This is a genomic window from Ureibacillus sp. 179-F W5.1 NHS (assembly GCF_045369345.1).
GTDB classification, from domain to species: Bacteria; Bacillota; Bacilli; order Bacillales_A; family Planococcaceae; genus Ureibacillus; species Ureibacillus halotolerans.
In genome coordinates, this window is record NZ_JBIQFG010000004.1 from 74691 (window position 1) to 88322 (window position 13632).

15 protein-coding genes are annotated in these 13632 nt (G+C 36.3%); 12 read left to right on the forward strand and 3 right to left on the reverse strand.

Annotation, left to right across the window (positions count from 1 at the left end):
* Positions 1-146 precede the first annotated feature (146 nt).
* Genes ACH0B5_RS03545 through ACH0B5_RS03570 form a run of 6 tightly spaced genes read left to right on the forward strand, consistent with a single transcriptional unit; the run spans position 147 to position 4999 of the window.
* Positions 147-620 carry a flavin reductase family protein gene (locus tag ACH0B5_RS03545; RefSeq protein WP_122972323.1) on the forward strand — a complete coding sequence of 158 codons (474 nt, stop codon included), beginning with the start codon at positions 147-149 and terminating at the stop codon, positions 618-620.
* Positions 621-633: 13 nt separating this feature from the next.
* On the forward strand, positions 634-1428 hold the full coding sequence (locus tag ACH0B5_RS03550; RefSeq protein ID WP_122972322.1) for a 2-keto-4-pentenoate hydratase: 795 nt from the start codon (positions 634-636) through the stop codon (positions 1426-1428).
* On the forward strand, positions 1425-2312 hold the full coding sequence (locus ACH0B5_RS03555) for an acetaldehyde dehydrogenase (acetylating) (protein ID WP_122972321.1): 888 nt from the start codon (positions 1425-1427) through the stop codon (positions 2310-2312). Before ACH0B5_RS03550 ends, ACH0B5_RS03555 begins: the two co-directional genes overlap by 4 nt.
* Positions 2309-3310 (forward strand): 4-hydroxy-2-oxovalerate aldolase, encoded by a 1002-nt coding sequence (gene dmpG, locus ACH0B5_RS03560; protein WP_122972320.1) that lies wholly within the window; start codon positions 2309-2311, stop codon positions 3308-3310. The genes ACH0B5_RS03555 and dmpG overlap by 4 nt, the downstream gene beginning before the upstream one ends.
* 18 nt (positions 3311-3328) lie before the next feature.
* Positions 3329-4105: an FAD synthetase family protein gene (locus ACH0B5_RS03565; RefSeq protein ID WP_122972319.1), complete on the forward strand. Its 777-nt coding sequence runs from the start codon at positions 3329-3331 to the stop codon at positions 4103-4105.
* 18 nt (positions 4106-4123) lie between these two features.
* Positions 4124-4999, forward strand: a complete 876-nt coding sequence (locus tag ACH0B5_RS03570; protein ID WP_341362412.1) for a fumarylacetoacetate hydrolase family protein — start codon at positions 4124-4126, stop codon at positions 4997-4999.
* Positions 5000-5163: 164 nt separating this feature from the next.
* Here ACH0B5_RS03570 and ACH0B5_RS03575 read toward each other — a convergent pair whose 3' ends face one another.
* A complete protein-coding gene (locus ACH0B5_RS03575; RefSeq protein ID WP_406927391.1) occupies positions 5164-6099 on the reverse strand; it encodes an EamA family transporter in 936 nt (311 codons plus the stop codon).
* Positions 6100-6224: 125 nt separating this feature from the next.
* On the opposite strand from ACH0B5_RS03575, the gene ACH0B5_RS03580 reads away from it, so the two are divergent.
* Positions 6225-6917, forward strand: a complete 693-nt coding sequence (locus ACH0B5_RS03580; RefSeq protein WP_406927392.1) for a Crp/Fnr family transcriptional regulator — start codon at positions 6225-6227, stop codon at positions 6915-6917.
* A gap of 161 nt (positions 6918-7078) precedes the next feature.
* On the opposite strand, the gene ACH0B5_RS03585 is transcribed toward ACH0B5_RS03580, so the two are convergent.
* On the reverse strand, positions 7079-7465 hold the full coding sequence (locus ACH0B5_RS03585) for an SLAP domain-containing protein (RefSeq protein WP_122972316.1): 387 nt from the start codon (positions 7463-7465) through the stop codon (positions 7079-7081).
* A gap of 155 nt (positions 7466-7620) precedes the next feature.
* On the opposite strand from ACH0B5_RS03585, the gene trhO reads away from it, so the two are divergent.
* The 5 genes from trhO to ACH0B5_RS03610 all read left to right on the forward strand — a co-directional run bounded on the left by trhO (position 7621) and on the right by ACH0B5_RS03610 (position 11730).
* Complete coding sequence (trhO, locus tag ACH0B5_RS03590; protein WP_122972315.1) at positions 7621-8583, forward strand: oxygen-dependent tRNA uridine(34) hydroxylase TrhO; 963 nt, start codon at positions 7621-7623, stop codon at positions 8581-8583.
* Between the two features lie 659 nt (positions 8584-9242).
* Positions 9243-9437, forward strand: coding sequence for a hypothetical protein (locus ACH0B5_RS03595; RefSeq protein WP_341362410.1), 195 nt, complete (start codon positions 9243-9245; stop codon positions 9435-9437).
* A 113-nt stretch (positions 9438-9550) separates the two neighbouring features.
* Entirely contained in the window at positions 9551-10195 is a 645-nt protein-coding gene (locus ACH0B5_RS03600) for a YIP1 family protein (protein ID WP_341362409.1), read from the forward strand.
* Between the two features lie 165 nt (positions 10196-10360).
* On the forward strand, positions 10361-10630 hold the full coding sequence (locus ACH0B5_RS03605; RefSeq protein WP_122972311.1) for a hypothetical protein: 270 nt from the start codon (positions 10361-10363) through the stop codon (positions 10628-10630).
* A 182-nt stretch (positions 10631-10812) separates the two neighbouring features.
* Positions 10813-11730 carry a class I SAM-dependent methyltransferase gene (locus tag ACH0B5_RS03610; protein WP_406927393.1) on the forward strand — a complete coding sequence of 306 codons (918 nt, stop codon included), beginning with the start codon at positions 10813-10815 and terminating at the stop codon, positions 11728-11730.
* An 88-nt stretch (positions 11731-11818) separates the two neighbouring features.
* Here the strand turns inward: ACH0B5_RS03610 and ACH0B5_RS03615 are convergent, their stop codons facing one another.
* Entirely contained in the window at positions 11819-13501 is a 1683-nt protein-coding gene (locus ACH0B5_RS03615) for a NucA/NucB deoxyribonuclease domain-containing protein (RefSeq protein WP_406927394.1), read from the reverse strand.
* Between the last annotated feature and the right edge of the window lie 131 nt (positions 13502-13632).

Genomic DNA, 13632 nt, shown 5'->3' on the forward strand with positions numbered 1-13632 from the left:
TCGAGTTAAATTTGTTTTAAAATCTAGCATTTGTTGCCATTGATTTTTATTGTTTTTATCTGAATTTTCAATAAAAATAGCAATTATAAAGATTTTTTGATTATTTTATGATAATACCAACCACAAACGAAACGGGGTAATATAGGATGGATAATCGTTTATTTCGAAACGCAATGGGGAAATTTGCAACAGGTGTCACGGTGTTAATAACGGAAAATGATGGGGTGCCCCATGGTATGACAGCAAATGGTTTTATGTCTGTCTCACTTGATCCAAAGCTCGTTGTTATTTCCATCGGTCATAAAGCTAAGTTTTTAGAAAAGGTAACCTTTTCGAGAAAATTCTCAGTCAATATTTTAAGTGAAGATCAAGAGCACTATTCGCGTCATTTTGCTGGACAACAAGAACAAGATGTTCAATTTGCAAATTTATCAGGGTTGCCTGTACTTGATGGTGCTATAGCTCAAATTGCATGTGAAGTCGTAAGCGAACATGTAGAAGGGGATCACACTTTATTTATTGGAAAAGTCATCGATTTGCGAATTGAAGATAAAAACCCGCTATTATTTTTTGGAGGGCAATATCGCCAGTTAGCCGAATTAGCCACAGTTGAATCGTAAAGGGGGTATGACGATGGATAGAAAAATTATAGGAGAGCAATTACTTGAAGCAGAACGTTTAAAACAACCAATCGCTCCACTAACGTCGACAACAGAAAACATTTCGGTTGAAGATGCATATGCCATTCAACTTTATCAAATTCGAAAAAAAGTTGATGCAGGGGCAACGGTAAGGGGACTAAAAATTGGTTTAACGAGTAAAGCAATGCAAGAAATGCTGAACGTGTACACACCAGATTACGGCTTTATTTTAGATTCGATGGTGTTTGATGAACATCAAGGTATTTCGGCTGAACCGTTTATTCAACCTAAAGTAGAATTTGAAATTGCCTTTGTGTTGAATAAGCAATTAAAGGGACCCAATGTCACAGTACAAGATGTAATTGATGCAACGGATTATGTTGTACCGGCAGTAGAAATTATTGATAGCCGTATTGCAAACTGGAACATCCGATTTGAAGATACAGTTGCTGATAATGGCTCTTCAGCAGGTACGATTTTAGGGAAAAAACGGACCCGATTATCGGACATTGAGGATATTTCCAATGTGGAGATGACGGTCTATAAAAATGGGGAACTGTTAGACCGAGCAACGAGTGCGGCTGTGCTAGGAAATCCGTTAAACGCTGTCGTTTGGTTAGCGAATGAAGTATGTCATTATGGTGTTTCCATTGAGCCAGGTATGTTTGTGTTATCTGGTGCTCTATCGAAAGCAGTAGAATTTAAAGTAGGGGACGCTTTTGAGGCGGACTTTGGTGTGCTTGGAAAAGTAAGCGTTACCATTTTGAAGGAAGTGGTGAAAAAATGACAAAATTAAAAGTGGGAATTATTGGTTCTGGTAACATCGGTACCGATTTGATGTATAAAATCGAACGTAGTCCTGTGTTAGAAATGAGTGTAATGGTCGGTATTGATCCTACTTCAGACGGTTTAAAACGGGCTAAGGATCGGGGTTATAAAATTATTACGAATGGAATCGATGGATTAGCAAAAAGACTGGACTTAGTAGATATTGTCTATGACGCCACGAGTGCGTATGCCCATCAAAAAAATAGTGATGTGTTAACAGCTGCTGGAAAAAAAGTAATTGATTTAACACCGGCTGCTATTGGTCCATTTACTGTACCGCCAGTTAATTTAAAGGAACATCTAGAAAAATCGAATGTCAATATGGTCACTTGTGGTGGGCAAGCAACGATTCCGATCATCCATGCCATTAATCGAATTGTACAAGTAGAGTACGCTGAAATTGTAGCAACTATTGCGAGTAAAAGTGCAGGTCCTGGTACTCGGGCGAACATCGATGAGTTTACAAGTACTACATCCAAAGCGATTGAAGTAGTAGGTGGTGCAAAGAAAGGGAAAGCGATTATTTTATTAAATCCTGCTGAACCACCAATTATTATGCGTGATGCTGTTCATGCATTGGTGGAAGAAGAGGGACATGAGGAAGCTATTCGAAATTCCATTCAAAATATGGTAGTGGAAGTTCAGTCGTACGTGCCGGGTTATACAGTAAAAGTAGATCCAATTTTTGAAGGAAAAAGAGTATCAGTATTTTTGGAAGTTAATGGGGCGGCTGATTATTTACCTGCATACGCTGGTAACTTGGATATTATGACAGCGGCTGCAGTACAAGTTGGAAATGAAATGGCACGACATTTTATGCGTGAGAAGGAGGCAGCAAAATGAGTCAATCATTAAATATTTTAGATGTATCATTACGTGATGGAAGCCATTCAGTACGCCATTCCTTTACAGTGGAGCAAGTACGTGCGGCAGCAAAGGGGTTAAATGCTGCAGGGGTACGCTATTTTGAAGTAACCCATGGGGATGGTTTAGGTGGTTCTTCATTGCAATACGGTCTTTCCAAAGTAGATGAGTTGAAACTTATTGAAGCGGCGGTGGAGGAAGCAACCTTTTCAGAAGTGTCGGTATTATTAATACCTGGCATTGGAACGAAACAAGACTTACAGGCAGCTGCATCAATTGGAGCAAAAATGGTACGCGTTGCTACTCACGTAACAGAGGCAGATGTAGCGGCTCAGCATATTGGACTAGGCCGTGAATTAGGTTTGAAGACGGTTGGATTTTTAATGATGGCCCATATGACACCGGTAGAGAAAATTGTAGAGCAGGCGAAATTATTCGAAAGCTATGGTGCAGAGGTTGTCTATGTAACTGATTCAGCTGGCGCTTTATTGCCACATGAAGTAACGGCACGAGTAGCTGCTTTAAAAGATACGTTACAATGTGATATTGGCTTCCATGCCCATAACAATTTATCGATGGCTTTAGCGAATACAATTGCTGCAATAGAGGCAGGAGCGAATTACATTGATGGCAGTTTACGAGCACTAGGAGCTGGTGCAGGGAATACCCAAACGGAAGTAATGGTCGCTGTACTCGAAAAACTAGGCTATCAAACAGGCATCGATTTATATAAATTGATGGACGTTGCCAATGAGGTCATCGCACCATTAATGCAGCAACCGCAGGAAATTTCAGGGTCTAGTTTAGTTCTAGGTTATGCCGGTGTCTATTCCAGCTTCTTGCTCCATGCCCAAAAGGCTGCTCAACAATTTGGTGTTGACGAACGAGATATTTTAATGGAATTAGGTCAAAGAAAAACCGTTGGAGGTCAAGAGGATTTAATTTACGAAGTAGCCCAACAATTAGTGAAGGCTTAAAACAAGGAGGATACGCAAATGAAAGTAATCTATGTGAATGAAGCAAACTTACGGGACTTACAGGCGCAAGCAGAAGATGTGGCAATGGCACTCGGATACTTTGACGGTGTGCATTTAGGGCATCAAAAAGTCGTGAAGACCGCAAAAGAACAAGCTTTGAAACATAGTATTTCATTAGCGGTCCTATCCTTTTTCCCTCATCCGAAAAGCGTTTTAATTCCGGGCTTTGAAGTTGCCTATTTAGAGCCCCTTGAGCAAAAAGTCGAAAAGCTGGAGCAGTTAGGTGTTGATCTCTTTTATGTCGTGGAGTTTACAAAGGAATTAGCAAAAGTGGAAGCATATGAGTTTATGCAACAATACGTGTTAGGCTTAGGGGCAAAGGAAATTATTTGCGGCTTTGACTATACATATGGCTACAAAGCGAAGGGGAATGTGGAAACGATTTATCGTCATGTACCATCTCAAATTGGGGTTACGATTGTGGATGAACTAAAGTGGCAAGGACAAAAAATTAGCTCCACCCTCATCCGAAAATATTTAATGGAGAGTAGATTACAAGACATTCCGAGCTTATTGGGGGACTATTATGAAACAAAGTACTGTTGTAAAAATGGTATATTACCAAACTATTCAATGCCTAATTTAGGAAAGTATAAAATTTTGATTGGGACAGATGGTGCAATGTCTGAAGCAATTGCGAAAGTGCAGTCAAAGAAGGAAATTCTTTTACAAACTGACCAACCTCCAATGGATAGTGTATTGACGATTAAATGGTTAGAGAAGATAGGAAGTTAGAAAAGGGGGCAGCTACTTTTGAAACTGTTACGATTTTCAGTAGAGGATAGGGTTCATATTGGTGTTAAGCAAGGAAATAGGATTATCGACTTAACAGCTTATGCAAAAAGTAGGAACTATCCTTTTCCAAACACTATGGAACAAATTATTACGAGTTGGAATAAAGTGTCGGTATTCATTGAGTCTTTAATACCGAATGAAATCGAACGATTCCGGTTAACGGAGGGACAATTACAATTTTTACCTGTTGTCGAGTCACCCGAAAAAATTATTTGTGTAGGGGTCAATTATCAAGAACATGCCGATGAATCCAATTTGGCTGTTTTGGATGATCCAGTCCTATTTAATAAATTCACCAACTCGCTAAATGCCCATCAAAATAACATTTTGATGCCGGCTACATCGAAAGAAAATGATTACGAAGGGGAATTAGTAGTTATTATTGGGAAAGTGGCCCGTAATATTTCAAAAGAAGATGCTCTCAACTATGTGTTTGGATACTCCATTGCTAACGATATATCGTCCCGTGATTGGCAATTCCGTACCCATCAATGGATGTTAGGGAAAGCCATCGATGGCTATTGTCCGGTTGGACCATATATTGTGACAGCTGATGAAATTCAAGATCCCCATCACCTAAACATTCGCACTTATGTAAATGGAGAAATCCGTCAAAATGCCAATACATCACAAATGATTTTTAACTGCGCGGATATTATTTCATACTTATCTGCCCATATGACATTAATGCCTGGTGACGTTATTTTAACAGGTACTCCTGAAGGTGTCATATTAGGTATGGATCCTTCTAAGCGTCAATATTTACAAGCAGGTGATATTGTTGAAATTGAAATTGAAGGTATAGGTCGACTGAAAAATAAATTTGTAAGGTAAACTGGATTTGAAGTATGGCATAATTTCAATTATTTTGAGTTTCTTCTATATAATATATACTTTAAAACTTTTCGGTTATGTTGCTCAACTAACCCCTTTCTGTAGCCACTTTTAATTGCTAAAAAAAGTACCCCATAAGAGAGACTTTTTTTAAATTGTCTGTCTTATAGAGTACTTTTTTCGTTTACAATCAAATGATTATCCGTTTTTGCTGATTGTTTTCGGTGTTGATATAACGTCGGCAACATCATTCCGAAAAGAACTAGAACAATCCCGATAATTTGTATCCATGTTAAAGCTTCATGCAAGACAATAACAGAAACAACAATCGCAACTGGAAGCTCGGTAGCGCTTAAAATGGAAGCTATGCCACCACCAACTTTTGGAACTGCTATTGTAAATAAAATAATGGGTAAAATAATCCCGAAGAATCCAAGGGCTAATCCAAAATACAATAGGCTAGTACTAAATAGTTTTCCAGTCGTAATAATCTCGGGTGCTTGGAAAACAAGTACGATGATCATCGAAAATAATGACATAACTGTCATTCGACCAATTGTTGAAATTCCTTCAACCTGCTTCGAGTTAAATTGCATAAAGCAAGCAAAGCTAAATGCGGCTGCTAAACCGAACGCCCATCCTCTCCAATCTAGTCCACTTAAATCAACATCTAAAATACCAGCAGCTAAAATCGTACCTGCTACTAAAAAGACTAGGGAAATTAGTTCTGGTCTTGTCGGACGGCGGCGGTGAATAATGCAATCTAAAAATAAGCCGATCCAAGTAAACTGGAATAACATAACAACTGCTAGGGAAGCTGGTAAGTAATGTACAGCTTGTCCATATACGATGCCGGTTGTACCAGTTAGGAAACCAGAAATCATGATAACAAAAAAGCCTTTCAACGAGATTTTTGGTAAAGCCCGTTGCGTAATAATGAATAAAATAATAGCCAACATAAAGCCTACCACATATTGACTTGTCACAGCCTCGGCTGTTGTGAAGCCGTGTTCCATGGATAGTTTAATGATGGTGGATAATATCCCGTAAGAGCTTGATCCAATCACGATAAGTAGGGGATATATTAAATTTTTATTCATCTAAACACCTCAATACTTTCAAAGTTAAACTTGTTGCAACAAATTTCTTTGCACTTATTATTAACATCATCATAACAATTACCCCTATAATGAAAAGGACATATGTCCAAAAAGGGGTTTTTTATGTGCAAGTAATTAGAGATTCGATACTTCTTCGTGACAAATTAATGAAATTTAAGCTTCATAAAATTTTTGAACAATATGAGGAACGTCCATTTAAATTACTCGCGTATGCGGAAGGTGAAACGGTTTTACGAGAAGGGGCAGAGGCAGAATATTTACTTTATTTAGTGGAAGGAAGAGTTAAGGCAACATCAAGTGTTGAAACGGGAAAATCGTTATTGTTGCGATTTAATCATCCCCTCGCTTTAATTGGTGATTTAGAACTTGTGCGTCAAATCCCAATACAATCTCAAATAACGGCTGTAACTGAGTGTCTTTTTATCGCTTTACCATTTGATTATATTTATAAAAAGGAAATGGGAAATAATGCGTTTTTGCAAGACCTTTTAAAACATCTAAGTTACAAATTAGAAACGATTACGACATCATCCCGTGTTAATTTGTTAGCATCGGTAGAAAATCGTCTGGCAAGTTTTTTATTATCTATTTCCACACCGGGAAATGAATTTGGAACAGAGCTTCAGACAGGAAATACTAGGGAAATAGCGAATTTACTTGGAACGACCCATCGTCATTTAAATCGGGTTATTCATGATTTAACTGAAAGAGATATTATTGAAAAGACACGTCAAACGATTCGCATATTGAATTATGAGAAGTTAAAAGAATTGTCCCAAGGTCTTAGATATGAGTAGAGGTTCAATTTTAGAAAACATCTGTCGAAAAAGAAATTTATTTTATAGAAAAATGTTTCAGTGCCCCATCTTCATTGTTGACCAAAAAAGAAAATCCTTCTATCAAATAATGAAGGATTTAAGTTTCTATAAATTACATATTGTTATTAACGACGGAAAAGTTATTTATTATCCAATAGAAGCAGACCATTTTCACAATTTAAAGCGTCCGTATGATAGTCATTTTCGGAAAATATAAACGTCCATGGCATGCTTACGTTAGCTGGTACACTTAAAGCAGGGATTGTGAAATTTTTTTCTGCCACAATTTTTTCTAGTGTACGGTAAACTAATGACGTGTTATGAAATGTTAGCGGTCTGTCTGTAAAGTTATGTACTAATACGGTAATTAACAGTTCTTTTTTATAGTTGTATGAAAGTCTGATCGGAGAGAAGTGTACGCCGGAAGTTTTCAATTCCTTCGTTTGTTGAAATAGTTCTTCAATCATACTTCGATCTTGAGTAGATAATGCTTTATTCCAAGATTGTTCAAATTGTAGTTGTTGCATAATGAAAACCTCCTCTTTATGCCAAGTGTAACATAACGGTTTGAAAAACAAAGATTATATCATAAATTTAAACTAATCGTGGTAAAAATATAGTATAATAACATTTTGAAACTATCAGGATATCCTGTAAATATGTATGATAGGTGGAACGTAAGATGAATTACCAAGTTTTATTATATTATCATTATACAACGATTGAAAATCCAGAAACCTTTGCCGAAGAGCATTTACAAGTATGTAAGGATTTAAACTTAAAAGGTCGAGTTCTTGTTGCAAAAGAAGGCATTAATGGAACTGTTTCTGGAACAATTGCAGATACGAATGCTTATATGGATATGATGAAAAATGATCCATTGTTTGAAGGGATTGTGTTTAAAGTAGATGAAGCAGAAGGGCACGCTTTTAAAAAGATGAAATGTCGCCCCCGTCCTGAGCTTGTAAATTTAAGCTTAGAAGACGATATAAATCCAAAAGAGATTACTGGTCGCTATCTATCACCTGCTGAATTTATGGAAGAGATGCAACGGGAAGATACGGTTGTGTTAGATGTACGTAACACTTATGAATACGATGTCGGTCATTTCCGTGGGGCGATTCGTCCTGAAGTCGAAACATTCCGGGACACTCCAGCATGGGTACGGGCAAATAAAGAATTATTCGAAGGAAAACGGGTATTAACTTATTGTACAGGCGGTATCCGTTGTGAAAAATTCTCCGGCTGGTTAAAACGGGAAGGAATCGGGGAAGATGTAGGACAATTACATGGTGGGATTGCAACATATAGTAAAGATCCGGTTGCTAAAGGTCAATTATGGGACGGACAAATGTACGTTTTCGATGAGCGGATTACTGTACCGATTAACCAAGTAGAACATGTCGTTGTCGGAAAAGATCATTATGACGGTACACCATGCGAACGTTATATTAAGTGTGCGAATCCTGAATGTAACAAACATATTCTTGCATCGGAAGAAAATGAAGCGAAACATCTTGGTGGATGCTCATTAGAATGTGCAAAACATCCACGCAATCGATATATTGCCAAACATAATCTTTCCGAAGAATATGTGAAAGAAGTTATGGAACAATTGGAAGAGCGGTTTGGGACCTCTGTATAATTGAATACTTTGTTTAAGTAAAGCAGCGAATGAATGAATTTGGCTACAAATTTATTCATTCGCTTTTTGTAAAAGGAATTATAACAAACAGTTATGATGTCGATATATCGGGAATATAATAGGTTGTACAGTGATCGTCTCATTTCGGATTGCATGACTTGTAGCTGCTTCTGACTGTTTGAGGACAGAAAATGATGCGAAGGAAGTGTAATGTTGGCGATTTCCAACCCTCAGTATGCCTTTTTAGAGGCTGATTACATGAATCCAAATTTAAATCGCTTCTTACCTAAACTTAAAGATTGTTCAGAAAAGGTAGACGATAGGGAACAACACGAAGATCTTTCCGAAACATTACTTAAAATGATTCCAACGAACGTTTATTTAAAAGTAAACTGGCTATCTTATTTTGTGAATAGTAGATATTTATTTTATTGTAATTCTGTTGATAGGAGAGGGATATTTATTCTGAAAACCCTTAACCTTATTCCTTAGCTAATAATGGAGCTAAAACATAGTTGGTGGAGAATCACTTACAACCTTGATTTAAACGAGGTTGTAAGTGGTTTTTATGTTTAGAAAATTCAATTTGATTATTTGTGTACAAAGAAATAATATATGTTTACAAGGAAAATTCTTTCGAAACAGAGAGGATGGTTCATATGTCGCAAACCGTAACAATTCGTTTTTCAGATGAGGAATATGCCTATTTAGAAGATGTGACAAAAGAGGCGGAGCAATCTATCGGTACAGTTATTAAAGATATGCCTTTGTCAGAAAGGATTCGGACAATGCAGCCTTTTATAGAAAGAATAATAGCGAAGAATTGGACTGGGATTAAAATTATACTTCTATAAAAAAGATACCAGTATGTTTCCCTTTTTCAATTTCTATAAAAATACAACATTTACAAAAATTCACCTTCATGGTTTACTTATAAAGTCAACAAAGAATAAAAGAAGGTGATTTGATGAATGAACAAGAACAACAAAAATTAAATCCGTTTTTATCGGTTTGGTTACATCCGAAAAAAACAGCAAGATATGTAATGGATCATAAGGGGATTCCTTATTCGCTTTTCATCATTATTATCGGATATATCGGCGTATTCTGTGCATCAATAATTGATACAGAACTTTATCCATTTTTTCCAATTTGGGGAATATTAATCTTACTTATTTTCTGTTCAGTGTTTTTCGGAATTATTTCTAATGCATTCTATTCCTTAATTGTTTGGCCGATAGGGAAAATGTTTAAAGGAGTTGGAACATATCAGGAGATATTTAAAGGATTATCCCTTATTTCAATTCCTTATGTGATTTTAATTCCTTTTTATATTATTTGGATGTTTACTGATCCATATAGTTTATTTACTCCGGATGTTGAAGGTAGTAGTTTACTCCTAGTTATTATTACGCTTTTGTTAACAGTTGTAGTAACGGTTTGGTGCATTGTCATTTCCGTTGCGGTTATCGCAGAAGCACATCAAATTTCAAATTGGAAAGCTTTCTTTACCCTATTAATACCGACTGTTATTTTTACGATTTTATTTATTATCGTTTTCATTTTTCTCGCTATAATTGGAATAGCAATCGGTTCATTTTTCGCCTACTAGCAGAGATATTCTGCTAGTTTTTTTGTTTTAAAAGAACAATGTATGACGAGTTATGACAGTAAACAATTAGGAATATAATACATTACACAGTAAAAAACATTTCGGATTGCATGACATGTAGTTGTTTCAAAAGGATTGGGAAAATTATACGAAGGAAGTGTAATTTTGGCGATTTCAAATCCTCAATATGCCTTTTTAGAGGCTGATTACGTGAATCCTAACTTGAATGAAGCCATTTGGGAACTGCAAGATTCTTCTGAAAAAGTAAACAACAATGGACTACTTGTTGATGCTCAATCTAACGCTCGTTTTAAAATAATTCCAACGAACATCTATTTAAAATTAAATGCGTTGTTTCCTTACCTTCATATGGTACCGATAGATATGTATTGTATTGTAATGTTGTTTATAGGAGAGGGGTTTTTACTTAAATAAACCCTATCCTTTTTCAGAACGATATTGTAAAAGTAGAATCTTTTTTGTACTTAAAGTGAACAATTAAGGTTGAAATAATTGATAAAAATTTTTATTTATGCTATAATTTACAATTAAATTAGTAATGTATATAATAAGATTCTCCTGGCCAGGGGAATCTTATTTTTTTGGGAGGAAAAGGGTTGAATAATAATGAAGCAAGTTTAACTTCCTTAATATCTGCTTTTAGTAGAGCGTACCATAGTAAATTTGATGAACCAAAAATATTTGAAGATTTTATCGCAGCGGATTTAATTACCGAAAAAGAATTTGCAACGATTCGAGAAAACATGATTAATGGAATACAATTTTTTAATAATGAAATTGCACATCAGTTTCAAAATCAACCAGATGAAATACTAAAATGGATTACGCAAGTACAACTTTCCCCAACGCCTTTAGCTCGTGCTGCCTATTGCGAAAATATATTACAAAATGAAATTCTACTTGGCGTTCAACAATATGTGATTTTAGGAGCTGGGTTGGATACTTTTTGTTATCGGTATCCCCATTTAAATGGGCGTCTAGAAATATTTGAAGTGGATCATCCAACTACACAAGACTTTAAAAAAATAAGATTAACAGATACTCACTATCAAATTCCAAAAAATCTTCATTTTGTTTCAATGGATTTTACGAAATTATATAATACCGAAAAGCTTGTTGGAGTAGGGTTTAATGAAAAACGTAAAACTTTCATAAGTCTTTTAGGTGTTTCTTATTATTTAACAAAAGAGGAATTTGCTAAGTTGCTAATTGAACTTTTTGCAAAATTACCAAAGGGAAGTTCAATCGTTTTTGACTATGCAGACGAAAAGTTATTCGAAGAAAAAGGTGTGTCAAATAGAGTTCAAAATATGGTTCAAATGGCTTTAGCCAGTGGAGAGCCAATGAAATCGTGTTTTTCTTATGAAGAAATGGAGAAATTATTAGAAGACGCAAATTTACTTATTTATGAACATTTATCACCAGATGCAATCCAAAATCAATTCTTTAGTAATCGAACAGACTATTTATCTGCATTTGAAACGATTCATTACATTCATGCTGTAAAAAAATAGTATTTATTTAAAAGGATAGGTAAATATAAATCAATGAAAAAGAGGCTGTTCTTTAAAGTTTCTACTTTATTGAACAGCCTCAATAGATTTATGGAATGGCATAGACTTCTACTGTGAAGCTTTCTCCATTTGTATTTTCCGGATTGGCGATGTAAAGATTATCTCCAGTTACAACGTCTGTCTCCGACTCGGATTGAAGATCGTTTAATATCGTAGGATCGACGTCAAAACTAATATCTTTCATAACATCGAACTGGACATTAGTTGGTCCATCGATGACTTTCCACTGTAGCTTTGTCGCGTAAGACGGGATATTTTGAATAGAGAAATTATCGCTTGAACGATGGTCCTGATCTTCTTGTGGCTGACCTTCAGAACGGATTGTCGCAATTTTTTCGGGAGCTTCGACCTCAACTTGGAATGGGTCCCCGTCTAATACACGGTCATAAGCATACCATGCGCCTAGCCATCTTCCCGCAGCCTCATTGGAGTCCGCTGATATAAGTCTTATAGAGAAATTATCTGATCCATTTGTGGAAGATCCTTGCCATGTTGAAGCAAAAGGAAACTCATCACATTGTTTACCGGTCCGGTCTTCATTTGCAAATTCTCTTGCACAGACACGGCTAGTCTTTGATCTATTACGATTGTATTCTGTCTGATGCCGTTTTGAATACATACGTGTTAATGTATTATCCCCGACTCCTCCTGGTATTTGTTTTCCAATCATTTCAGGTTTTGTTTGTTCTGGATGATCCATTGCAAATTTCCAATGCTCACCAGCTTCTTTTAACATTTCAAATTCTGGTTTCGTAATGGGTACATTGAAAATAGGCGTTGCATTACTGAATACAGCTCCTTGCCAGTAATATTGATCAGGGAAAACAAACATATAATTAGCAGAATCAAAACGAACTTTCTGTTTAATACCATCAATACTTTCTTCAAATTTCCTTGCTTTATGGGTAAAGGTAAGCTTCGGCCAAAATTCCATATACCCAATCTTATCTGGATTGTCTGCATTTGCTTCAGGGGCTTCTGAAGTGAAAATTTCTGTACTATAGTTTGTGTTTTTACATTGGGCAATCGTTCGTTCCGTTGCCGGATAGTCGGGATCCTCTTGACAGTCTCCTACATTCAGTTTTGATTCACATACCATATCAATTTTTAATTTTGCACCGTTTAAGGCTGGATCGGTTACTTGTATATCTTCAATCGTATAAAAGACCCTCATTTTTCTGCTTTGGTTGGAGCCATAGCCTATTTCAGTAAATTGAAATTGTACGCCTTCGTAATCACAAATCGGCCCTATACATTTAACTGGAACTTGATATGTTGCAACATGAGACCAGCAAAAGGAGTAACGGTTTTTAATATATCCGGTTTCGGAACTGCTTTCTGGGTGTCTTTGGCATTCGTCGGTTGTTTGGATATGATCATAGTCAAAGGCAGGGGGTGCCCATTCGCCTTCTGCAGTTTTAATTGGAGGAGCCAAGTTTACTCTATATGTTGTTTTGCTTTGTTGATCTTCTTTCATTAATTCGTTTAATGGCTGGATACCTTCTGTTTTCTGAAGCTGATCTTGCTTGATTCCAAGGTCGCCAATGGGCTTTCCTTCTTCCATCAATTCGGTAACTTTTTCAACCATGTCTTTTGGAACCCAATAACCTCCACCTTCTGCTTTTGATTCTGCTTGAGTTGGTGATACCATTCCGATAGACAAAAATAGAGCAAGGACAACTAAAAGAGACTTCCTATAAAACCTAGACATCCAATCCCTCCAAGTTTTTAATAGTATGAAATTCTTCTTCACAAATAAAAGAGGCAACAAACAACCTTTATAACTTCGATGACATCTAAGTTGATGTCAGAATACTACAAATTATAATACTATACAATAAT

Coding starts and splice junctions, on each gene's coding strand:
- ACH0B5_RS03545 (WP_122972323.1), top strand. CDS start 147: ATGGATAATCGTTTATTTCGAAACGCAATGGGGAAATTTGCAACAGGT.
- ACH0B5_RS03550 (WP_122972322.1), top strand. CDS start 634: ATGGATAGAAAAATTATAGGAGAGCAATTACTTGAAGCAGAACGTTTA.
- ACH0B5_RS03555 (WP_122972321.1), top strand. CDS start 1,425: ATGACAAAATTAAAAGTGGGAATTATTGGTTCTGGTAACATCGGTACC.
- dmpG (WP_122972320.1), top strand. CDS start 2,309: ATGAGTCAATCATTAAATATTTTAGATGTATCATTACGTGATGGAAGC.
- ACH0B5_RS03565 (WP_122972319.1), top strand. CDS start 3,329: ATGAAAGTAATCTATGTGAATGAAGCAAACTTACGGGACTTACAGGCG.
- ACH0B5_RS03575 (WP_406927391.1), bottom strand. CDS start 6,099: ATGAATAAAAATTTAATATATCCCCTACTTATCGTGATTGGATCAAGC.
- ACH0B5_RS03585 (WP_122972316.1), bottom strand. CDS start 7,465: ATGCAACAACTACAATTTGAACAATCTTGGAATAAAGCATTATCTACT.
- trhO (WP_122972315.1), top strand. CDS start 7,621: ATGAATTACCAAGTTTTATTATATTATCATTATACAACGATTGAAAAT.
- ACH0B5_RS03595 (WP_341362410.1), top strand. CDS start 9,243: ATGTCGCAAACCGTAACAATTCGTTTTTCAGATGAGGAATATGCCTAT.
- ACH0B5_RS03600 (WP_341362409.1), top strand. CDS start 9,551: ATGAATGAACAAGAACAACAAAAATTAAATCCGTTTTTATCGGTTTGG.
- ACH0B5_RS03615 (WP_406927394.1), bottom strand. CDS start 13,501: ATGTCTAGGTTTTATAGGAAGTCTCTTTTAGTTGTCCTTGCTCTATTT.